We start from the raw sequence: 22129 nt of genomic DNA, 5'->3' as shown, positions 1-22129 counted from the left end.
GGCGACGGCAGGTCGCCCATGAAAGGGGTACAGGTTATGATTCATCCGTTGGCGGGTAAGAAGGTACAACAGGAAGATTTGATTAATCCAGATGAGTTGGTAGAGGCCTATTACAGCAAGGTACCGGAGGCAGATGATAAGCGGCAGCGTGTGGCATTCGGAACATCAGGACATCGTGGCCGAGCGCAGGATACAAGTTTTAATGACTTACATGTGGCGGCTATTGCACAAGCTGTTTGTGATTTGCGTAACGAGTTCGGCGCAACGGCGCTGTGTTTTGTAGGGGCCGATACTCATTTGTTATCGTCGCCGGCGTTGGCTACGGTGTTGGAGGTGTTAGCCGGTAACGGTGTTGTAGCCGGCGTGGATGAAGATGCAGGCTATGTACCGACGCCTAGTGTATCGCGGGCTATTATCCGATATAATGAAAATCGTGACAAAAAGTCAGACGGTCTGATTATTACGCCGTCTCATAATCCGCCCGATAACGGCGGTATTAAATACAATCCTCTTAATGGTGGACCGGCGGATACATCGATTACAAAACGCATCGAAGAAAAAGCCAATGCGTATATTGTGGCTGGTGGTAAAGGAATTAAACGTATTGCTGTTGATGAAATTCCACCGGAGCTGCAGGTGGAATATCCCTTCAAGCGGCTCTATGTGGAAGAATTGCCTCAAATTATTGATATGACAGCGATTCAAAAGGCGCGTCCCCATGTGTTGATTAATGCTTTGGGCGGTAGCGGTGGTGCGTATTGGGAAGCGATTCGTGATATGTACCAGCTGGACCTGACAATTATCAACAGTGAAGCGGATCCCACATTTAGTTTTATGGCCTATGATCATGATGGTGTGGTGCGGATGGATTGCTCCTCTGCCTACGCGATGGCAGAAGTGATTGCCGGCATCGGTGCGTATGATTTAGCGGTAGGAAACGACCCTGATTATGATCGGTATGGGATTGTAACAGCAGAAGGTTTGTTGCCGGCTAATCATTTTCTCGTGACAGCAGGGGCGTATTTGTTTGGGACGCGGTCATGGCAAGGCAAAGGTTTTGGCAAGACGGTAGTAGTTACCGGCTTGGTAGATCGGTTCTGTAATGATAAGCACATTCCCGTTTATGAAGTACCGGTAGGATTTAAATATTTTGCGCCGCTCCTCTTTGATGGAACCATTGGTATTGGCGGTGAAGAAAGTGCAGGCGCGTCGTTCTTGAAAAAAGATGGCACCGTATGGACTACGGACAAGGACGGAATGATTATGGGACTATTGGCTATGGAAATGTTGGCAACTACGGGTCAATCACCGGCACGGTTATATGAGGCATTGACGAAGGACTACGGTACGCCGATATTTACACGTGTGGATACAGCTTGTGATGCAGAAACAAAGGACGTATTATCCCATTTATCCGGTAACGATGTTGTCGCAGATACTTTAGCCGGTGAGACCCTGGAAGAAGTGCGGACAACGGCATATCATGAGGCGCTAGATATTGGCGGTCTTAAACTGACTACGGTTAATAGCTGGTTGGTAGCTCGACCGTCGGGTACAGAAAATCTGTACAAGATATATGCGGAAACCTTTGCCGGTGAGGCAACGCTGGATGCGTTAATCAAAGAAGGTCAGCGTATTGTGGATGATGCGGCACGTCCGTAATAGAGCTACCATGCAAAGTAATGCATTGAGGCAGGTAATGGTTGCGGATAAAGAGATAGCGTGTTTTTGTTTATCAACCGGCACCGAGTGTGATATAATAACCCTGTATTTTGAGAAAATAAGGCCTTTGTATTGACAGTGGCCTATTTCCTTTAGAGAGGAAAGAGAAGGTGGATCACATGAAACTGGTAGTGACGGTAGTAGGGTTGGATCGAGTAGGGATAACGGCCGGTGTGGCAACAACATTGGCGGAAAATGAAGTGAACATCGTATCTATTAATCAGACGATTTTAGATGGCATGTTCAATATGATTATGATGTGTGAAGCCTCAGATGCATCTGATTTGGAGCATATTCAACAGGCCTTGGCTAAGGTAGGGGATGCATTAGGTGTGCAGGTACGAGCACAGCATGCAGATATTTTTCTTAGCATGCACCGCGTAGGGTAGGTGATACTATGCTAAGTATAGAAAATATCTTGGAAACTAATGCAATGATCCACGAAAATAAGCTGGATGTGCGAACTATTACTATGGGCATCAGCTTGTTGGGATGTACAGCTACGGATGGTCGTCGCCTTTGCGATAATATTTATGATCATATCGTACGGGAAGCGAAGGAATTGGTAGCTACTGGTGAAGCAATCGAACGCGAGTTCGGTGTACCGATTATTAATAAGCGCGTATCGGTGACTCCTATATCGATTGTAGCCGGCGGTAGTGACTTGAAAGATTATGTACCGGTGGCCAAGGCGCTTGATAGAGCAGCTAAAGAGATTGGTGTTAACTTTATCGGTGGATTTTCCGCATTGGTGTCGAAAGGGTACACCGAAGGAGATCGACGTTTGATAGCGTCTATTCCGGAAGCATTGGCCTTGACGGATTTAGTGTGCAGTTCCGTCGGCATCGGTTCTACTAAAGCGGGGATCAATATGGACGCAGTGGCTGAGATGGGACGCGTTGTTAAGCAGACGGCAGAGCTTACTGCTGATAGAGATGCCTTTGGTTGCGCGAAGTTGGTTATTTTCTGCAATCCCGTTGAAGATAATCCGTTTATGGCCGGTGCCTTCCACGGCGTTACGGAAGGTGATACGACCATCAGCGTCGGTGTCAGTGGCCCGGGGGTAGTAAAACATGCGTTGGAAGCGGTACGTGGTAAGCCGTTTGATGTAGTAGCGGAAACGATTAAGCGTACGGCTTTTAAAATTACCCGCGTAGGGCAATTGGTAGCACAGGAGGCATCGCGCCGTTTAGGAAAGCCTTTCGGTATTATTGATCTTTCCTTAGCCCCGACACCGGCAGTCGGTGATTCGGTGGCTCATGTATTGGAGGAGATGGGAATTACTTCTTGCGGAGCGCATGGTACGACGGCTGCATTAGCGCTTTTAAATGATGCCGTTAAAAAGGGTGGTCTTATGGCGTCCTCTCACGTAGGCGGACTCAGTGGTGCATTTATTCCAGTCAGTGAGGATAAAGGCATGATTGATGCTGTATCGGTAGGAAGTCTAAGCCTTGAGAAATTAGAAGCAATGACCTGCGTATGCTCGGTAGGTCTTGATATGATTGCTGTGCCCGGCGATACGTCGGCAGCGACGATATCGGCGATTATTGCCGATGAAGCAGCTATTGGCATGATAAATAATAAGACAACAGCAGTACGTCTTATTCCCGTACCGGGAAAAGGAGTAGGCGATGTTGTTGAGTTTGGTGGACTATTGGGGTATTGTCCGATTATTGAAGTCAGCCCGTTCAGTGCTGAGGAATTTATCAATCGAGGCGGCCGGATTCCGGCGCCCGTACGTAGTTTGACGAACTAAAGGGTGGCACGAGGAGGTGCTCAAATGACGGTGTACGTATTAGCATTTGTAACGGCATTGTTCGTTACCTATGTCTTGACACCGATAATTAAACGATTGGCAGTACGCGTAGGTGCGATGGATGTGCCGGATGCCCGTAAAGTGCATCATGGCTCCATCCCACGTTTAGGTGGGTTAGCAATCTTTATTGGTTATATTGTAGCTGTAGTTGCTACTGTGTCAGATCTGTCTTCGGTGATGGGTCTTATTGTGGGCTCAATCATCTTGATTGCCGTTGGCGTATGGGATGATGTTAAGCAAATTGGTCCTAAAACTAAATTATTAGGGCAGATATTGGCAGCAGCAGTATTGGTAGCCTTCGGCGATAAAGTAGAGTTTATTACCAATCCATGGGGGCAAATGATTTATCTCGATTACTTCTCTATTCCGTTAACAATTTTTTGGATTGTAGGCTTTACAAATATTGTGAATTTAATTGATGGGCTTGATGGTTTGGCTGCAGGAATTTCTTTGATTTCCTGTATTGCTATCTTTACGGTACTTCTGCAAATTGGTCAAAGCGATTTGGCTTTGGTAACAATGGCATTGGCCGGAGCAGCTTGTGGTTTTTTACGCTATAATTTTAACCCTGCCAAGATTTTTATGGGCGACACCGGAAGTATGCTCCTTGGTTACACGATGGCGGCCGTATCGGTTATTGGCGCAGTAAAGACAGCGGCAACCGTATCTTTAGTGGTGCCGGTTATTGTATTGGGGCTTCCGATTTTGGATACTACCTTTGCGATTATTCGTCGTAAAATTAACAATCGTCCGGTATTTAAACCGGATAAGGGGCATGTACATCACCGCCTATTGGCCATGGGGCTTACACAAAAACAGGCAGTGTTATTGATGTATGCAGTGACGACGGTACTCGGTTGTGTAGCGGTTATCGTGGCAAAAGTAAATATTCTGGTTGGAATTGCGCTGGTAGCGGCAATTCTGCTTGCGTGTGTCATTGTGGCGACCAAACTAGGTGTTATCGCAAAGGATAAAGCGGTATTAGCTTTGGATCGACAGCGAGCGCAAATGGCCGGGAAGGACAACAAATAAAAGCGCCTTGCCCCATTAGGGGCAGGCGCCTTCATCACATATAGGATAGCTTTTATAAATCAAGGTAGCTGACTTTTCTAATGTAAAAGAGACTATGCATAGAAGTTAAGCACAGGTGGGAGGTATATCATGTTAAAAGTAATGACGGTATTCGGTACTAGGCCGGAGGCAATCAAAATGGCACCAGTAGTAAAAGCCTTGGAAGCAGCGCCGGATATGGAGGCGATTGTGACGGTAACGGCACAGCACCGAGAAATGTTAGATCAGGTATTGCATTTATTTTCTATTACACCGGATTATGATCTCAATATTATGAGTGCCGGCCAGACTTTATATGACGTGACGACGAAGGCCTTATTAGGGCTTAAAGACGTGTTGGAAGAAGCAAAGCCTGATGTGGTATTGGTGCATGGCGATACGACAACAACTTTTGCCGGAGCATTGGCTGCATTTTATCAGGAAATCCCTGTAGGTCATGTAGAAGCAGGCCTGCGGACGGGCAACATTTATTCTCCTTTCCCAGAAGAAATGAATCGAAAATTGACCGGCTCTTTAACTACATACCATTTTTCGCCTACCAGCAGTGCGGAAAAGAATCTTCTAAAAGAAAATATTTCTTCCGAACACCTGTATGTGACGGGGAATACAGTTATTGATGCGCTGCGTACAACTGTGAAGGAAGGGTACCATTTTGAAGAAGAACTGCTGAATAGTCTTGATTATGAACAGAAACGCATTATTCTCGTGACAACACATCGCCGTGAAAATTTAGGCGAGCCGATGCGTCACGTATATCGAGCTATCCGTCGATTGGTACATGAATTTGATGATATTGAGGTAGTTTTCCCGGTACATCGCAATCCGAAGGTACGGAGCATAGTGGCCGAAGAACTAGGCGATACAGAAAGAGTACATCTTATTGATCCCTTGGAATACGAACCATTCGCTAATTTGATGGCACGTTCATACTTACTGATGACTGACTCCGGGGGCATACAGGAAGAGGCACCGGCGTTGGGGAAGCCTGTACTAGTATTACGCAATACGACAGAGCGACCGGAAGCGGTAACAGCGGGAACCGTTAAATTGGTAGGTACTGATGAGGAAGCAGTGTTTATGACGGCTCGACGTTTATTATCGGATAAGGAAGCTTATGCATCTATGGCGAACTCCGTTAATCCTTATGGTGACGGGGAGGCTTCGCGGCGTATTATTGAAGCATTGCGTTTTGAATTGTTGAACAGTGGTAAGCGCCCTGATCGATTTGGCTACTAATTGAACGGTAGAACTAATAGGTTGAAAATCATGGCTGATAGAAAGCTGTATTATATTGTCAGGGAATAGTGAGATGAAAGAATATATCCATCTGTCGAAGACGAAATAAGATAAATGATGATTTTTTTGCATATACAGTATGAATGCGATAAAATAAGACATTTATTTATCAATACACTAGCTATAATTGATTGTTATATCAAAAAATCTAGTTTTCTATCAGTTTAAGTAATTAGAGTTTATTTGAAGAACAATGCTATAATAGTACAGTATTAATAGTGGTATAGTAAAACACATCGTAGAATGTGTGACACTATTACTATACGAGGACGAAATAGTGCGACAATAAACGGGGTGACGTCATGAAACAGGATAGGTCTGATATATGGCAGGCTGTCAGTGTGGCGGCCACTGCGGGTATGACTATGGTTGTCTGCATTGCTCTTGGCCTATTCCTGGGCAGTCGGGCAGATGCTTGGCTGGGATCATCACCGTGGTGTTTGTTGATAGGTGGTCTATGGGGCGGCATAACCGGTTTGTGGTCTATCATCAAGCAAGCAGCGGGGCGACGATGAGACGTAAGTTATTTGAGAGGTACGCATGGAAGTATATCAACAGTATGTGCAGCGCATGCTCAAATTATTGGTCATTACGACAATCGTCATAGCCGTACTTCTTTATGTCGGTGGCGGAGCGCGGTTCGTTGGTGGCTGGCTGTGGGGCGGAGGTACAAATTGTGTGTATTTCGTTATTTTAGCAGCACAAGTGAGACGTTGGCCGGATATACCACCGGAAAAGTTGAAAAATAAAATTCGAATGACAGTAGTGAGCCGATTCATTCTGGTTCTGGCTATGACAGCGATTGCTACCCGCATACCGGGTGTGCATATGCTGGGGGTACTGGCAGGGATGATATTACTCACACCGTTACAATATCTTGATTATTGGTTGGGACAGAGGCGCAAGTCATTGCCCCGTTAGCTAGTAGATTAGGTGCATAGGAGGGAGGTGGAAGTATGGAACTGCACGCAGGGCACCATACTATAGCCCATTTTGCCGGAATGTCCTTTAATATGGACACGTTGTATATGACTTGGCTGGTTATGGCTATAGTTATACTTATCGGTTGGTTGGCTACGCGTAAACGCGCCATGGTGCCACGAGGGACACAAAATGTGATGGAACTCATTTTGGAAGGCTTGGCAGGACAGCTTAAACCAAGTTTAGGCAAGTATTGGGGATTGGTTAGTTCAATTCTGTTTACGTATTTCTTGTTTTTGCTCATCAGTAATGAGTTGGGATTAATTCCGAGTCCGCACATTTTGGCATCGCCGACAAATGACTTAAATACGACATTAGGATTAGCTTTGACCAGTTCGGTCATCGTTTGGTTTGTCGGTATTAAGGCCCACGGGCCGGGGTATTTTAAACACTACTTACAACCGTTTGCGCCGTTTATTGTCATTAACCTACTGGAAGAAGTGGCAAAACCGATTACGCTGTCTTTCCGTTTGTTTGGCAATATTTTGGCCGGTGAAATCATGTTGGAAGTACTCAATTACTTATCGCCGTATTTGACGCCGATAATTTGGCTTGCTTTCAGCTTGGTGGTAGGTATCATTCAGGCATTTGTATTCACAATCTTAGTAACGTCCTATTTGGGCATGAGTATAGGTGAAGAACATTAATTACATTTGAGGAGGAATCTTATTATGGAAAAAGCATTTGTACTCGCTATCTCGGCTATCAGCGCCGGCTTGGCAATCGGTTTTGCCGCTATCGGGGCCGCTATCGGTGACGGTTTGGCTACGGGAAAAGCATTGGAAGGCATGTCTCGTCAGCCTGAAAATGCAGGTAAATTGTTAACGAACATGCTTATTTCGGTTGGTTTGATTGAATCCGTGCCGATTATTGCTGCCGTTATTGCCATTGTATTGGTATTTGCTAATCCGCTGATTGATTTACTCTAATTTATCACCTAAGCAGAGGGGGTTTGACCGTTGGTAGAATTAAACGGTACATTGCTTGTGCAGTTCATAAACTTCTTCATTCTGGTAGCTATTTTGGCAAAATTTGCCTATAAACCGCTGTTAAAGGTGATGGAAGCGCGTAGCGAACGTATTGCCCGCGATTTGACAGGTGCGGAAGAAGCAAAGGCTAAGGCAGAGGCTCTTCGCGTTGAATACGAAGCACAGTTAGCCGATGCACGTCGCGAAGCACAGATGATTATTGAAAAAGCGGTAAAACAGGCGGAAGCCGATTCGCAAGCACAGATCAAAGAGTTGCGTGAACAGTTGGCACGTGAAAAAGAACAAGCCCGTCAGGATATCGTACGCGAAAGAGAAAAGGCAATGCGCCAGCTTCGTGAAGAAGTGGTTACTCTTTCCGTGGCCATTGCTGGTAAGGTGGTAGCTAAGGAAATAGATAGCAAAGCGAATGCGGCATTGATTAATGATGCGATTGAAAAGCTTGACGGCAAAGCGATAGGGTTGTGATGCTATGAGCGTAGATATTATAACAGACAAATATAGCACCGCCATCTTTGAGTTGGCTGAAGAGAATCATATTCTCGAGCAAATGGAAACAGATCTTTCTTATGTTAAGGAAGTATTGGACAGTCAGCCGGAACTGAAAGCACTGCTTGTATATCCGGCGTTGGATGCCAAGAAGAAATGTGATGTGCTGGGAAAAGTTTTTGGGACGGCCATCCACGCATTGGCACTCCATTTCTTGTATGTTATGGTAGAGCGTGGTCGTGGTCGTTACCTGAGTGCTACAATCCGAGAATACCTGCGTAAGTCGTGGGCAGCTCGCGGTATTATGGAAGCCACGGTGGCGGTAGCGGAACCATTGTCTGATGAATTGGAAACAAAACTGAAGGACAAGCTAAAAGCCATAACAGGCAAGCAGTATATTTTCGATGTCAAAGTAGATCCGTCTGTTATTGGCGGTTTTGTCATCAAAATCGGAGATACGCGTATTGATGCCAGCATGGCACGGCGCCTTGAAGATTTGAAAACATATTTGCTTAAGGCAGGTACGACAGAGATTGGGGTGAATGGTTAAGTATGAAAATGAAGCCTGAAGAAATCACTGCCATAATTAAACAGCAGATTCAGGACTACAATGTGGAACTTAACGTTGATGATGTAGGTACTGTTCTCGAAGTCGGGGATGGTATTGCGCATATATACGGTCTTGAAAAAGCCATGGCCGGCGAGTTGTTGGAACTGCCCCATGGTGTATATGGTATGGTACTGAACCTTGAATTGGATAACGTAGGTGCCGTGCTGTTAGGGGATGACTTCCTTATTAAGGAAGGCGACCAGGTACGTCGTACGGGACGTATCATGCAGGTTCCGGTAGGGGACGGCCTTATCGGACGTGTTGTTAACGCCTTAGGACAGCCGATTGACGGTAAAGGCGATATTAAAAATGATGGGTATCGACCGGTAGAATATCCTGCACCAGGGATTGCAGATCGTAAGTCCGTATTCGAACCGTTGCAGACAGGGCTCAAGGCGATTGATGCAATGGTACCAATTGGTCGTGGTCAGCGTGAACTTATTATCGGTGACCGTGGCACCGGTAAAACTGCGATTGCTCTTGATACTATTTTGAACCAAAAGGGACAGGATGTTATTTGTATTTACGTTGCTATCGGTCAGAAAGAATCGACTGTAGCCCGTGTTGTACAAAAACTGGAAGAAGTCGGTGCAATGGATTATACCATTGTGTTATCTGCCGGGGCATCCGAAGGGGCACCAATGCAGTACTTGGCACCGTATGCCGGGGTAGCTATGGGTGAACACTTCATGTATCAAGGTAAACATGTGCTTTGCGTATACGATGACTTGTCTAAACAGGCAGCTGCATATCGTGCAATGAGTTTGCTTCTTCGTCGTCCGCCAGGGCGTGAAGCATACCCGGGCGATGTATTTTACTTACATTCCCGTTTGTTGGAACGTGCAGCTAAGCTGTCCGATGAACTCGGTGGCGGTTCCATTACGGCGTTGCCTATTATTGAAACACAGGCCGGCGACGTATCGGCATACATTCCGACCAATGTAATTTCTATTACGGACGGTCAGATTTTCTTAGGCACTGATATGTTCTACTCCGGTGTTCGTCCGGCCGTTGATGTAGGCCTTTCCGTATCTCGTGTTGGCGGTAGTGCACAGATTAAAGCGATGAAACAGGTAGCCGGCAAGCTTCGTCTTGATTTGGCTCAATATCGTGAGTTGGCAGCGTTTGCTCAGTTTGGCTCTGATCTTGATAAGTCGACGAAAGCGCAGCTTGATCGCGGTGAACGTTTGACGGAAATGCTCAAACAGCCACAGTACTCTCCACTCCGTGCAGAAGAGCAGGTAGTATGTTTGTATGCGGGCACTAACGGCTATTTTGCTACTATCCAGGTAGCCGATGTACCGGCATTCCAAGCAGAGCTTTTGCGCTATGTTCACAGTAACTACGCAGATATTCTGACGTCTATTGCTACGAGTAAAAAGCTTGACGAAGCTACGGAAGAACAGCTAAAAAAAGCAATTACCGAATGCATTCAGGCCTTCGGTGCTACCCATACATTAGTAGCAGAGGAGGCCTAGTAGATGAGCAGTGCACAGGATTTACGTAAGCGTATCAAAAGCGTTAAAAATACGCAGCAGATTACGAAGGCCATGAAAATGGTAGCGTCTGCTCGATTGCGCCGTGCACAGATGAAAGCAAAATCTACGGAGCCCTATGCGGAACGATTGGGGCACATTTTACAAAATGTAGCCTCCGGTATTGATGCAGGTGCTATGAAAGCATATCCTCTGATGGCAGTTCGGCCGGTGAAAAAAACGGCCTATGTGGTTATCGGTGCAGATAAGGGGTTGGCCGGAGCATATACGAGTAACATAGTAAAATATTTCGTACATGCCGTAGAAGGTAAGGAACGTAATGAATATGACGTTCTTACTGTGGGCCGTAAACCACAAGAGCACTTGAAGCATCATAAATACCCGATTTATAACTCTTACGCAGAATTTTCCGATAAGCCGGAGTATGCGCACGCCGTAGCCATTGTACGCGATGTGACAGCACGGTTTATAGCAGGAGAAGTAGATGAAGTTATTATGATTTACACTCACTTTGTGAATTCGCTTACTCAAACGGTAACGAGCCGTCGATTACTACCGGTAGAGACACCGGAAGAAAAGCGCGGCAGTACCGGCTTATACTTATTTGAGCCGGATGAAGGAGCAATTTTCAAAGAGCTGTTGCCTAAGTATCTGGAAATTACGGTATATAACGCATTATTGCAGGCAGCAGCCAGTGAACTCGGGGCACGTATGACGGCGATGACATCGGCAACGGACAATGCAGGTGAGCTAATCAGCAGTCTTAATTTGGAATACAATAAATTACGCCAAGCCGGCATAACTAACGAAATATCAGAAATTGTCGGCGGTGCGAATGCGCTGCAATAGCAGTCGATAAAGGAGGAGAGACCTCTTAATGAGTACAAATATCGGTAAAGTTGTACAGGTCATCGGACCGGTAGTCGACGTCTTATTCGAAGCGGGTAAGTTGCCGGCTATTTACAACGCAATTCATATTAAAAAAGAAGATGCCGACGGCAAAGAAGCTACCATTGTGGTAGAGGTCATGCAGCACCTCGGTGACGATACGGTGCGTGCGGTAGCTATGAGCTCTACCGATGGTTTGACACGTGGTATGGAAGCTGTTGATACAGGTGCAGCTATTTCTGTACCTGTCGGCGAAGGCGTATTGGGTCGTATCTTCAATGTTCTCGGTGAAACCGTTGACCATGACCCGACTCCGGTGAAGGCTGACGAAAAGTGGCCGATTCACCGTCCGGCGCCTAAATTTGATGACTTGGCACCGGAAACGACGATTCTTGAAACGGGGATTAAGGTTGTTGACCTCATTGCTCCGTATGTAAAGGGTGGTAAAATCGGTTTGTTCGGTGGTGCCGGTGTTGGTAAAACCGTACTTATCATGGAATTAATTCATAACATTGCTACAGAACACGGTGGCTATTCCGTATTCTCCGGTGTAGGCGAACGTACCCGTGAAGGTAATGACTTGTGGAATGAAATGAAGGAATCCGGCGTTATTTCGAAAACTGCTTTGGTATACGGGCAGATGAACGAACCGCCAGGAGCTCGTATGCGCGTAGGTCTTACTGGTCTTACGATGGCAGAATATTTCCGTGACGTACAAAAGCAAGACGTGTTGCTTTTCATCGATAATATTTTCCGCTTTATTCAGGCAGGCTCCGAAGTATCGGCTTTGCTCGGACGTATGCCGTCTGCTGTTGGTTATCAACCGACGCTGGCTAATGACGTAGGTGCTCTTCAGGAACGTATTACGTCTACGAAGGAAGGTTCCATTACATCGGTACAGGCTGTATACGTACCGGCGGATGACTTGACTGACCCGGCACCGGCAGCGACATTTGCTCACTTGGATGCAACGACGGTATTGTCTCGTTCCATTGCGGAATTAGGGATATATCCGGCTGTGGATCCATTGGATTCTACCAGTCGTATTCTTGATCCTCTTGTATTGGGCGAAGAACATTACAAGATTGCCCGCGGTGTACAGGAAGTATTGCAGAAATACAAAGACTTACAGGATATTATCGCTATCCTCGGTATGGAAGAATTATCCGAAGAAGATAAATTGACGGTAGCGCGAGCACGTAAGATTCAGCGTTTCCTCAGTCAGCCGTTTTTCGTAGCGGAAGTATTTACCGGATCTCCGGGGAAATACGTACCGCTTAAAGAAACATTGCGTGGCTTTAAGGAAATTCTGGAAGGCAAGCATGATGAATTACCGGAAGGGGCTTTCTACATGGTAGGTACGATCGATGAAGCCGTTGCCAAGGGAAAGGAAATGCTGGGAAAGGGGGAATAAGCTATGAGTAGTGCGCGCACAGTGCGTTTAAATATCATAACCCCCGATGAAACCGTCTTCAGCGGTGAAGCGAGCTTTATTGTAGCACGCTCCGTAGGCGGTGAGCTTGGTGTTTTACCAAAGCATGCACCGATGGTAGCTGCTCTTTCGATTTGGCCGCTACGAGTTGATACTGCAGACGGTGGGTCACATTATTTTGCTGTGTTCGGTGGCTTTATGGATGTGCAACCCGACGAAGTTACGATTGTTACCCCTAATTGTGAGGTACCGGCCTCAATTGATGTGGATCGCGCACAACGTGCTAAGGAACGTGCGGAAAAACGATTAAAGGAACGTGCGGAAGATATCGATATCGACCGGGCTAGATTAGCATTAGCACGGGCGTTGATGCGTCTTGATGTAGCAAAATATAAGTAGGTCTGTCAGCTGGGACGAGAAAAAATATAAAAATCCTGTTGACAGCGTGGGAAATAACTGCTATAGTTATCACATCGAAACAATAACACAATGTAGAGACAATGAATGGATAAGTACCCGCAGGGTGTTGGCACAGAGAGTCCCGTTAGGTGAAAGGGGATGCAAAGGAATGCGGTGAAAATGGTCCGGGAGTCATCAAGGCGGAATGCGAAAGCTTTAGTCTTGACGGATGCAACCGTTACAGTGCCGCGGTATAATCTTCCCGGGGGAAGACGTACCGGTTGAGGGATAGAGTGTGAGCTTTATCTGAAGCAAGGTGGTAACACGTTACAATGAGTATGACGTCCTTGTTCGCGAAAGCGAATGAGGACGTTTTTTTTATTACGAGGTACAGCTTAGCGATAACCGTGGCAAGCGTTATGGTTTTGATTAGAGAGAAACTGGTTAAGAGGTGAGTGCATAACGATTAGAAAAAGGTATATAAAGGAGCTTAATGAGGAACAGAAGAGAGTTATAACAAGAAGAGAAAGATAAGAGAGCAGAGAGAACAACGAAGATATATAACGTGTTTACATTGAGAACAAAAGAGAGATAATCGGTGCGAAGAGGTGAGAGACCTTTGCCCGATAGAAATTAAAGGGGTTGAGAAAGACAAAGAGAACATATATTGAGGCAGGAGGGAGCAGACATGCCGATAACGGTAGTCAAACAGTTGCCGGCCATTGAGAAGCTGGCGGAGGAAAATATTTTTGTGATGGATACAAAGCGTGCGGAAACGCAAGATATCCGACCGTTACAGATTTTAATTGTGAATTTAATGCCTACGAAGGAAGCAACGGAAACACAGATTTTACGAGCGCTTAGCAATACGCCGTTACAGCTGGAAATTACACTGTTATATACGGCCTCCCATAAGGCAGCTAATACGACGAAGGAATATCTACAAACCTTCTATCGTACTTTTGATGCTATTAAGGAAAATTATTTTGATGGGATGATTATTACCGGTGCACCGGTGGAATTGATGCCCTTTGAAGAGGTAAATTACTGGGATGAGCTTACCGATATTATGGAATGGAGTAAGAGTCATGTATATTCCACTCTCTATATATGCTGGGGAGCGCAAGCAGGTATTTATTATCATTTCGGGATTGATAAGGAAACATTGCCGACGAAGTTGTTCGGTGTTTTTGAAAATAAGGTAAACAATACACGGCCCATGCTTTTACGAGGTATGGATGAAGTATTCTACATGCCGCATTCCCGTCATACGACAGTACCTATCGAGCGCATTCGTGAACAAAAAGAACTGGAAATCCTCGCAGAATCAGAAGAAACAGGGGCAGCAGTAGTTCGCAGCTTAGATAATAAGCATATTTTTGTGTTTGGTCATGCTGAATACGATAGAGATACACTGCAAAAGGAATATGAACGCGATGTGGCATTAGGGCTGGATATTGAGGTACCTAAAAATTATTATCCCAATGATGATCCCCGCAGAGACCCCATTGTTAGATGGCGTTCTACAGGTACATTATTATTTACTAATTGGTTAAATTACTATGTGTATCAAGAAACGCCGTACATCATAGAGCAAATTAAAAAAATGAAGGACAAAGTTAGTCACAGTTGTGGCCAATAAGAGATATTTTTTATTAGCCGGCGTGAGAAACCGGCGAGAAGGAGAGAGAATTATGAGCAACAATAAACAGTACAAATTTGAAACCATCCAATTACATGCAGGTCATAAATTAGATCCTACCGGATCGCGTGCAGTACCGATTTATCAGACTACCAGTTATGTTTTTGAAAGTGCAGAACAAGCAGCTAACCGTTTTGCATTAAAGGATGCCGGCGGTATTTATTCTCGCCTCGGCAATCCAACCAATGATGTTTTGGAAGCTCGTGTGGCTGAACTTGAAGGTGGTGCCGGTGCATTAGCTGTTGCCTCCGGATCGGCTGCCATTGCCTATGCTATTCAAAATGTTGCTTCTGCCGGCGATAACATTGTAGCTGCTTCTACGCTATATGGAGGCACTTACAATTTGTTTAGTGCTACATTGCCACGTTTTGGTATTACTACAAAATTTGTAAATCCGGATGTACTTGATGAATTTGAAGCGGCTATCGATGATAATACGAAGGCATTGTATATTGAATCTATTGGTAATCCGAATATTAATCTGGTAGATATTCAAGCTGTTGCCGACATTGCGCATAAGCACGGTATTATTCTTATCGTAGATAACACTTTCGGTTCGCCGTACTTGATTCGACCGTTTGAACATGGTGCGGATGTAGTTGTTCATTCCGCTACGAAGTACCTCGGTGGTCACGGTACGACTATTGCTGGTATTATTGTGGAAAGCGGTAAGTTTGATTATAAAGCCAGCGGCCATTATCCGGGCTTTGTAGAAGGGGATACGCATTACAATGGTCTTGTGTATGGTGATCTACCGATTCCGTTCACCGTAAAAGCACGGGCTCAGCTCCTTCGTGATACCGGTGCCACCCTGACTCCGTTGGCAGCATGGCTTATCCTGCAGGGCATTGAAACATTGTCGCTTCGCGTGGAACGGCATGTAGAAAATGCGCGTAAGGTAGTTGATTTCTTGAGCAAACATCCGAAAGTAGCTTGGGTAAACTATCCTGAATTGCCGAATAGTCCTTATAAAGCTTTGGCTGATAAATACTATCCGAAGGGTGTAGGCGGTATCTTTACCTTTGGCATTAAAGGCGGCGTAAAGGAAGGAATTGCTTTTGTAGATGCATTGCAAATCTTCTCTAATCTGGCTAATGTAGCCGATGCGAAATCTCTTGTGATCCATCCGGCCAGCACAACACATGCGCAGTTGAATGCGGAAGAGCAGAAGGCAGCCGGGGTATCGGAAGATATGATTCGTATCTCCGTCGGTCTTGAAAATGCCGATGATTTGATTGATGATTTGGCACAGGCATTGGATCGTGTGTAAGATTCATTACTTTGTTGTCTTATGATGTAAAATTATAGTAGATATAGAAAAGCTTCATTGCCGAATAGCGGTAATGAAGCTTTTTTTCTTGCAATTTGAATGGAGTATGTTATAATAATTTCGTACTTTATCATAATAAAGAGAAAAAGAGTAACAGTAAGTAAGCTAATCTTGAGAAATGAAAGAGAAAGTTGTGATATGGATGGATACCTTATTAGAGACAGCAAAGAATAGTAATCATCAAGAGCTTTTGGCAATCAGTGCCATGCAGACGGCAATTTGGGATATCTTTGCGGTACATGGATACCGGATGATTGATACACCGTTATTTGAGTCGTACGATTTATATAGTCAATATGCACCACACATAAAAAAAGATTGTATTAAGACGATCGATAGGGACGGTGAAGTGCTGGCATTGCGTTCGGATATTACGTTATCCTTAATTCAATCGGTGGCACAGGAGTATAAGAATCGTGATGTATATGCTAAATATGCATATATTTCTCCGGTGTTTTTACCTTACCAAGGAAAGCACTCGGCAGGACATGTATTCTTGCAGGCCGGGGCAGAAATTATTGGCAGTGATGCAACGGATTGTGACAGTGAATTATTGGATATGGCACTAAAGATTGTGGAAACACTTGGTGTGACTCAATGTCAAACAGCGATTGGTTCCGTAGCATATATGAAAGGGCTTTACGAGGCAATGAACCTGACGAAGGAGCAGCAAGAAGCTTTTGAACTGGCCATGGAAGCTCGTAATGGTATGGCCATTCGAGAATTGTCTGCGCGTTGGCATATTGACGAGGAATACGTTACCATATTGGAAACATTGGTCATGTCCGGCGGTCCTTATGAGGATGTAATCGAAACGGTGCGCAGTTTTTGCAAGAACGATACTATGCGTAATGCGTTGGAACGTTTGGACCGGATTGTGCGTGAGTTGCGTTGGATACGTCCGCAGGAACGCATTTACTTAGAATTTATTGCTTCAAATCATCTGGACTATTACACAGATATGATGTTTAAAATTTACGCATTGGGAGCACCTTATGCACTGGTGTCCGGTGGTCGTTATAATGAGTTGGCCGGTAAATTCGGTAAGGCGCGGCCGGCTTGTGGTTTTGGTCTAAATTTACAATTATTGCGAGAGTATATCGAACTATACGGCGAGAAAAAAGCAGAAGACAAGGATTTGGATATTCTTATCTTTTATAGCAAATCGGATGCTACTATTTGGCGCAGTGTTGAAATACTTCGTCATAACGGATGGCGCACAATAGCTGTGAAGGAAGGCACGCCGATACATACAAATGAAGCACGTTGGGTATTTACTTATGATGAAGCCGGTTTTACCGGACAATCGGATATGTCAATGCAAAAACTACTTTGGCTAACGACTGCAGAATATCGAGACGCAGTCGATGAGCACACAGATTATCGGTGATATGGAGTCGACGTACAGTAGTTGGACAAGTAAAACAGTCATATGGGGGTATATATGTTACATATAGCATTGGCAAAGGGCCGCATAAGTGAGCAGGTCATTGCCTTTTTAGAAGCAGCGGGAATCCACTTTCCCGAGTATAACGAAACAAGTCGTAAACTCATTTTTGTCGATGACACGGACTCTTTTAAAATTACCTTAGTCAAATCACCGGATGTACCTGTTTATGTAGAGCGCGGTGCTGCCGATGTCGGCGTGGTGGGGAAGGATATATTGGAAGAGCATAGCTACAGCTTGTATGAAATATGTGATTTAGGTGTAGGACGATGTCGCATGGCAGTAGCCGGCATTAAGGGGCGTTCCTTACCGATGGGACGGCGGCTGGTAGTAGGCACGAAGTACCCTGCCATTGCCAGAAAATACTATGCATCCTTGGGGGAACGAGTAGATATCGTACCGCTTAACGGGTCCGTGGAGCTCGCACCTCTTGTAGGATTGTCCGATGTCATTGTTGATATTGTAGAATCAGGTAACACACTGCGTGAAAACGGATTGGAAGCGTTGACATTCTTTATGGACTTAAGTGCGCGCTTGATTGTAAATAAAGGGGCTTTTCGGTTTAAACGCAAGGCTATAGATCGGATAATTGCCTGTACTAAAGGAGGAACCGAAGATGGAATGGATTGAAATTACAGCAGATTGGGATGCAGAGAGTTTGCGCAAGGTGACGGCGCGATCGGAAACGGAACAAAATGATGTAGAAGCCACCGTAGCGGCTATCCTTGCCGATGTGAAGGCAAACGGTGATGCAGCGGTGTTGGCGTACAATAAAAAATTTGACGGTTGTAATTGTAAAGACCTTCGTATCAGTAAAGCCGAGATAGAAGCGGCACTGCAGGAAGTAGGACCGGAGATGGTGGTGATTCTTCAAGAGGCAGCCGATAATATTCGCGTGTATCATGAAGAACAAATTATGAAAAGCTGGCTCAAAGAATTTCGTCCCGGTGTACGCCTAGGCACACATATTACACCGATTCGCCGCGTAGGTTTATATGTACCCGGCGGCCGAGCTGCGTATCCGTCTACGGTATTGATGGATGCAGTGCCGGCAAAGGTAGCCGGTGTTCCCTCGTTAGTTATGATTAGCCCTCCGAATAAGGACGGGCGCATTAATCCATATATTTTAGCGGCTGCTCATGTAGCCGGTGTGGATGAAATGTATCGCGTTGGCGGTGCGCAGGGGATTGCTGCCTTGGCATACGGTACGGAAACGATTCGTCCGGTGTATAAAATTGTAGGGCCCGGCAATATGTATGTAGCGACGGCAAAGAAACAGGTGTTTGGCACGGTTGGCATTGATATGATTGCCGGTCCCAGTGAGGTAGGCGTTATTGCCGACAGCTCGGCTAATCCTACTTGGGTAGCGGCCGACTTGCTTGCACAAGCAGAGCACGATCCGATGGCAGCCGTCTATTTAGCAACACCGGATAAAGCACTGGCAGAGCAGGTAGTGGCGGAAGTAGAGCGACAAATGATGGGAGCGCCGCGAGAAGAAATTATGCGGTCTTCCGTGGAACGTTGGATGCGTGTCTTCGTTACCCCGGATATCGAAACAGCAGTGGCAGTTATGAATGGTATTGCACCGGAGCATTTGGAGCTTGCCTTGGATAATCCGGAGATATGGCTTCCTAAAGTAGAAAACGCCGGTGCGATTTTTATGGGGCACTATACGCCGGAACCGGTGGGGGATTATTTTGCAGGTCCCAATCACACATTGCCTACTTCGGGAACGGCTGCCTTTTCATCGCCTTTAGGCGTATATGACTACAGTAAACGAAGTAGTATTTTGTCTTATGATAAACAAGCCTTAACAGCTATTTCACATAAGGTGGAAGCATTGGCTAAGGCCGAAGGTCTTTACGGTCATGCTGCATCGGTGGCCGTGCGTCACAGTGAGGAGGTAACGAATGAAAACTGAAACAGAACGTTTAGCGTGGCTCCGTCCGGAGCTGAGAGAATTGATACCCTATGCGGTTAGCCCCATCACTGTACCGGTAGCGGTCAATGCCAATGAAAGTGCGCAGTCTCTTTGGGACTTGCCTGAAATACGTCAGGCGCTGCTGGAGGAATTACAAAACACGGCACCTCAGCATTATCCAAAACCTTATGCCGATGAACTGCGCAGCCTCGTTGCCGACTACGTAGTCCGCACACAGGACGAGGTGCTTTTGGCTAATGGCGGTGACGATATTTTGGGTCTCATGGCACAGGCGTTTATTGCCCCCGGTGATACAGCACTGATCCACACGCCTACCTTTGAAATGTATCAGCTGGGTGTTACCGGTATGGGGGGACGTGTGGTAGCCGTACCTGATACGGGATTCTATGAACATGATGTAGAAGGTATGTTGGCAGCGATTGCCAAAGAGCAACCTAAGATTGTATATCTTTGCAATCCGAATAATCCTACGGGACGACCGTGGCAGCGTGAAGAGTTAGAACGACTTATCGAAGCAGCACCGGGCATTGTGCTCCTTGATGAAGCGTACATGGAGTTTGCCGCTCCTGAAGTGTCCCTTATTCCGGCGATTGATACCTATGATAATCTTTTTGTGCTTCGTACCTTGTCAAAAGCCTTCGGCCTTGCCGGCGCACGATTGGGATATATTGTCAGTCAAAAGGAAAATATAAATTTATTGAGTCGCGTAAAGCCGCCGTATAATTTGAATGCCTTTAGCCAAGCCTTGGGGCGTGTAGCTTTGCGGTACAAGGATGCGGTGTTGGCCGGAGTAAGCACAGTATGTAGCGAACGAGATCGCATGATAGCGGACATTGAGGCGTTGTCGGATATTGCCGTGGTGCCTAGCAAGACGAATTTTTTATTTGTTACTTCGCCGAAAGCAACAGCTATCTATGAAGCTTTGTTGGAAGAAGGAATCTTGGTGAAGTATTACGGTGCCGGTCATCCGCTACACGGAGGTCTACGCATTACAGTAACAACCGAGTCTGTCAATACGCGTATTTTAAAAACCTTGGCAAAGGTAGTAAAGCCATAGCGTTAATGACAAGAAGTCAATAGATAATGCATACTATTGGCACGGTAACAGAGATGGCAAAGCAGAGTAACAACATGGTTATGAAGAAAGAAGGGAGACCTATGGAAGATACAGCCGTACGGCAAGCATCGCTGCGGCGAACAACAAAAGAAACAGATATTGCGCTGACGCTGATACTAGATGGCGACGGAAGTTTTATAGGAACGACGGGCATTGGCTTTTTAGATCATATGCTGACCTTGTTTGCCGTACACGGCGGTTTCACCTTACAGATAGAGGCAACCGGGGATCTGGATGTTGACACGCACCATACGGTAGAGGATATCGGTATCGTGCTGGGTGAAGCATTCAAAGAAGCATTGGGCGATAAAAAAGGAATCGCACGGTACGGTCACTTCTATTGCCCTATGGACGAAACCTTGGTACGCACGGTTATTGATTTCAGCGGGCGACCGTATATGGTGTTCGATGTAGAATTTACCGTACCGTATTTGGGGACGATGGAAGCCGAGATGGTTCGTGAATTCGTCTATGCATTTGCCGTGCACAGCGCTTGTAATCTTCACATCAGTTGCCTTTATGGAACTAATAACCATCATAAGGCGGAAGCGGTATTCAAAAGCTGGGCACATGCAGTGCGTCAAGCAGTAACGCGGGTTAACTCAACGGCTGTGTTATCGTCGAAAGGAGTACTGTAAGATGAAGGTAGCCATTGTAGATTATGGTGTCGGCAATGTAGCCAATGTAGGCTATGCATTGACGCGGGCCGGCTATGAACCGGTACTCACTAAGGAGGCGGCCGAAATTAAGAAAGCACCTATCGTAGTATTGCCCGGCGTAGGGGCGGCGGCACCGGCAATGGCTGCGTTGGAAGCTACCGGTCTAGTGCCGGTACTGCGTGAGCGGGTTGAAGCTAAGAAGTTATTGGTCGGTATCTGTCTGGGAATGCAACTGCTATATGATATTTCCTTTGAGGATGGTGCGGTTCCATGCTTAGGCTTTTTGCCGGGGCGTATTGAAAAACTAACGAATGTGCCAAAGATTCCTCATATGGGTTGGAATGAGTTGGTGTTTCGTGACGAACATCCACTGGCCGAGAACCTGCCATCGTCACCATATGTGTACTTTGTTCATTCCTATGGTAAAACACCACCGCTGTCCGATGATGTCCTGGCGTATGCGGATTACAACAGTCAGCCCATACCGGGCATTGTAACAGGCGAAGGACTCATTGGCATGCAATTTCATCCGGAAAAAAGCGGTGCCGTTGGTCATCAGCTATTGGTAAATTTGCGGCAGTGTCTATAGCCGTGATTGCGAAGCAAAGGTAGTTGCCATGATGAATCGAGAAAGAGTAGAAATGCATGTAGAGCTAGACCTGCACATGAATCCAGAAAGGCAGATAAATAATGAAGCGTATATAGATATTGGATGTAGATGTGCGCAGATAGATGTATGTGTATGA

General features: G+C 45.9%; 23 protein-coding genes. All 23 read left to right on the top strand.

All coding sequences use genetic code 11. The features are described 5' to 3' along the window. Positions 1-36 precede the first annotated feature (36 nt). The 23 genes from G344_RS0101050 (at position 37) to hisH (ending at position 21972) form a co-directional block, all read left to right on the top strand. The gene (locus tag G344_RS0101050; RefSeq protein WP_083963041.1) at positions 37-1662 is read left to right on the top strand and encodes a phosphoglucomutase; all 1626 of its coding nucleotides are present in this window, start codon (positions 37-39) and stop codon (positions 1660-1662) included. A gap of 179 nt (positions 1663-1841) precedes the next feature. After that, positions 1842-2111 (top strand): ACT domain-containing protein, encoded by a 270-nt coding sequence (locus G344_RS0101045; protein WP_028254568.1) that lies wholly within the window; start codon positions 1842-1844, stop codon positions 2109-2111. An 8-nt stretch (positions 2112-2119) separates the two neighbouring features. After that, entirely contained in the window at positions 2120-3478 is a 1359-nt protein-coding gene (locus tag G344_RS0101040) for a PFL family protein (RefSeq protein ID WP_028254567.1), read from the top strand. A gap of 24 nt (positions 3479-3502) precedes the next feature. Next, complete coding sequence (locus G344_RS0101035; protein WP_028254566.1) at positions 3503-4570, top strand: glycosyltransferase family 4 protein; 1068 nt, start codon at positions 3503-3505, stop codon at positions 4568-4570. Between the two features lie 129 nt (positions 4571-4699). Then, entirely contained in the window at positions 4700-5845 is a 1146-nt protein-coding gene (gene wecB, locus G344_RS0101030) for a non-hydrolyzing UDP-N-acetylglucosamine 2-epimerase (protein WP_028254565.1), read from the top strand. A gap of 362 nt (positions 5846-6207) precedes the next feature. Next, a complete protein-coding gene (locus G344_RS0101025) occupies positions 6208-6420 on the top strand; it encodes an AtpZ/AtpI family protein (protein ID WP_028254564.1) in 213 nt (70 codons plus the stop codon). 25 nt (positions 6421-6445) lie between these two features. Further along, complete coding sequence (locus G344_RS0101020; protein ID WP_028254563.1) at positions 6446-6826, top strand: ATP synthase subunit I; 381 nt, start codon at positions 6446-6448, stop codon at positions 6824-6826. Between the two features lie 35 nt (positions 6827-6861). Next, positions 6862-7533: a F0F1 ATP synthase subunit A gene (gene atpB / locus G344_RS0101015; RefSeq protein ID WP_028254562.1), complete on the top strand. Its 672-nt coding sequence runs from the start codon at positions 6862-6864 to the stop codon at positions 7531-7533. Between the two features lie 24 nt (positions 7534-7557). Further along, positions 7558-7815, top strand: a complete 258-nt coding sequence (gene atpE, locus G344_RS0101010) for a F0F1 ATP synthase subunit C (protein WP_028254561.1) — start codon at positions 7558-7560, stop codon at positions 7813-7815. A 30-nt stretch (positions 7816-7845) separates the two neighbouring features. Beyond that, complete coding sequence (gene atpF / locus G344_RS0101005; protein ID WP_028254560.1) at positions 7846-8340, top strand: F0F1 ATP synthase subunit B; 495 nt, start codon at positions 7846-7848, stop codon at positions 8338-8340. 4 nt (positions 8341-8344) lie between these two features. Continuing rightward, positions 8345-8911 carry an ATP synthase F1 subunit delta gene (gene atpH / locus G344_RS0101000; RefSeq protein ID WP_028254559.1) on the top strand — a complete coding sequence of 189 codons (567 nt, stop codon included), beginning with the start codon at positions 8345-8347 and terminating at the stop codon, positions 8909-8911. 2 nt (positions 8912-8913) lie between these two features. Continuing rightward, entirely contained in the window at positions 8914-10449 is a 1536-nt protein-coding gene (gene atpA, locus G344_RS0100995) for a F0F1 ATP synthase subunit alpha (protein WP_028254558.1), read from the top strand. Between the two features lie 3 nt (positions 10450-10452). Continuing rightward, positions 10453-11316, top strand: a complete 864-nt coding sequence (gene atpG, locus G344_RS0100990; protein ID WP_028254557.1) for an ATP synthase F1 subunit gamma — start codon at positions 10453-10455, stop codon at positions 11314-11316. A gap of 28 nt (positions 11317-11344) precedes the next feature. Next, entirely contained in the window at positions 11345-12769 is a 1425-nt protein-coding gene (gene atpD, locus G344_RS0100985; RefSeq protein ID WP_028254556.1) for a F0F1 ATP synthase subunit beta, read from the top strand. Positions 12770-12772: 3 nt separating this feature from the next. Further along, entirely contained in the window at positions 12773-13186 is a 414-nt protein-coding gene (locus tag G344_RS0100980; RefSeq protein WP_028254555.1) for a F0F1 ATP synthase subunit epsilon, read from the top strand. A 688-nt stretch (positions 13187-13874) separates the two neighbouring features. Next, a complete protein-coding gene (gene metA, locus G344_RS0100970; protein ID WP_028254554.1) occupies positions 13875-14828 on the top strand; it encodes a homoserine O-acetyltransferase MetA in 954 nt (317 codons plus the stop codon). Positions 14829-14880: 52 nt separating this feature from the next. Next, positions 14881-16158 carry an O-acetylhomoserine aminocarboxypropyltransferase/cysteine synthase family protein gene (locus G344_RS0100965; RefSeq protein WP_028254553.1) on the top strand — a complete coding sequence of 426 codons (1278 nt, stop codon included), beginning with the start codon at positions 14881-14883 and terminating at the stop codon, positions 16156-16158. 202 nt (positions 16159-16360) lie between these two features. After that, positions 16361-17608, top strand: coding sequence for an ATP phosphoribosyltransferase regulatory subunit (locus G344_RS0100960; protein WP_028254552.1), 1248 nt, complete (start codon positions 16361-16363; stop codon positions 17606-17608). Positions 17609-17662: 54 nt separating this feature from the next. Next, positions 17663-18295, top strand: a complete 633-nt coding sequence (gene hisG, locus G344_RS0100955; protein WP_028254551.1) for an ATP phosphoribosyltransferase — start codon at positions 17663-17665, stop codon at positions 18293-18295. Further along, positions 18282-19586 carry a histidinol dehydrogenase gene (hisD, locus tag G344_RS0100950; protein WP_028254550.1) on the top strand — a complete coding sequence of 435 codons (1305 nt, stop codon included), beginning with the start codon at positions 18282-18284 and terminating at the stop codon, positions 19584-19586. Before hisG ends, hisD begins: the two co-directional genes overlap by 14 nt. Continuing rightward, positions 19576-20664, top strand: coding sequence for a histidinol-phosphate transaminase (gene hisC / locus G344_RS0100945; RefSeq protein ID WP_028254549.1), 1089 nt, complete (start codon positions 19576-19578; stop codon positions 20662-20664). Before hisD ends, hisC begins: the two co-directional genes overlap by 11 nt. A gap of 26 nt (positions 20665-20690) precedes the next feature. Further along, a complete protein-coding gene (hisB, locus tag G344_RS0100940; RefSeq protein WP_277352580.1) occupies positions 20691-21362 on the top strand; it encodes an imidazoleglycerol-phosphate dehydratase HisB in 672 nt (223 codons plus the stop codon). A gap of 1 nt (position 21363) precedes the next feature. Further along, the gene (hisH, locus tag G344_RS0100935; protein ID WP_028254547.1) at positions 21364-21972 is read left to right on the top strand and encodes an imidazole glycerol phosphate synthase subunit HisH; all 609 of its coding nucleotides are present in this window, start codon (positions 21364-21366) and stop codon (positions 21970-21972) included. Positions 21973-22129: the final 157 nt, after the last annotated feature.

It is taken from the genome of Veillonella magna DSM 19857 (genome assembly GCF_000428745.1).
Classification (GTDB): Bacteria; Bacillota; Negativicutes; order Veillonellales; family Veillonellaceae; genus Veillonella_A; species Veillonella_A magna.
This window is presented reverse-complemented; position numbering and strand designations above follow the sequence as displayed.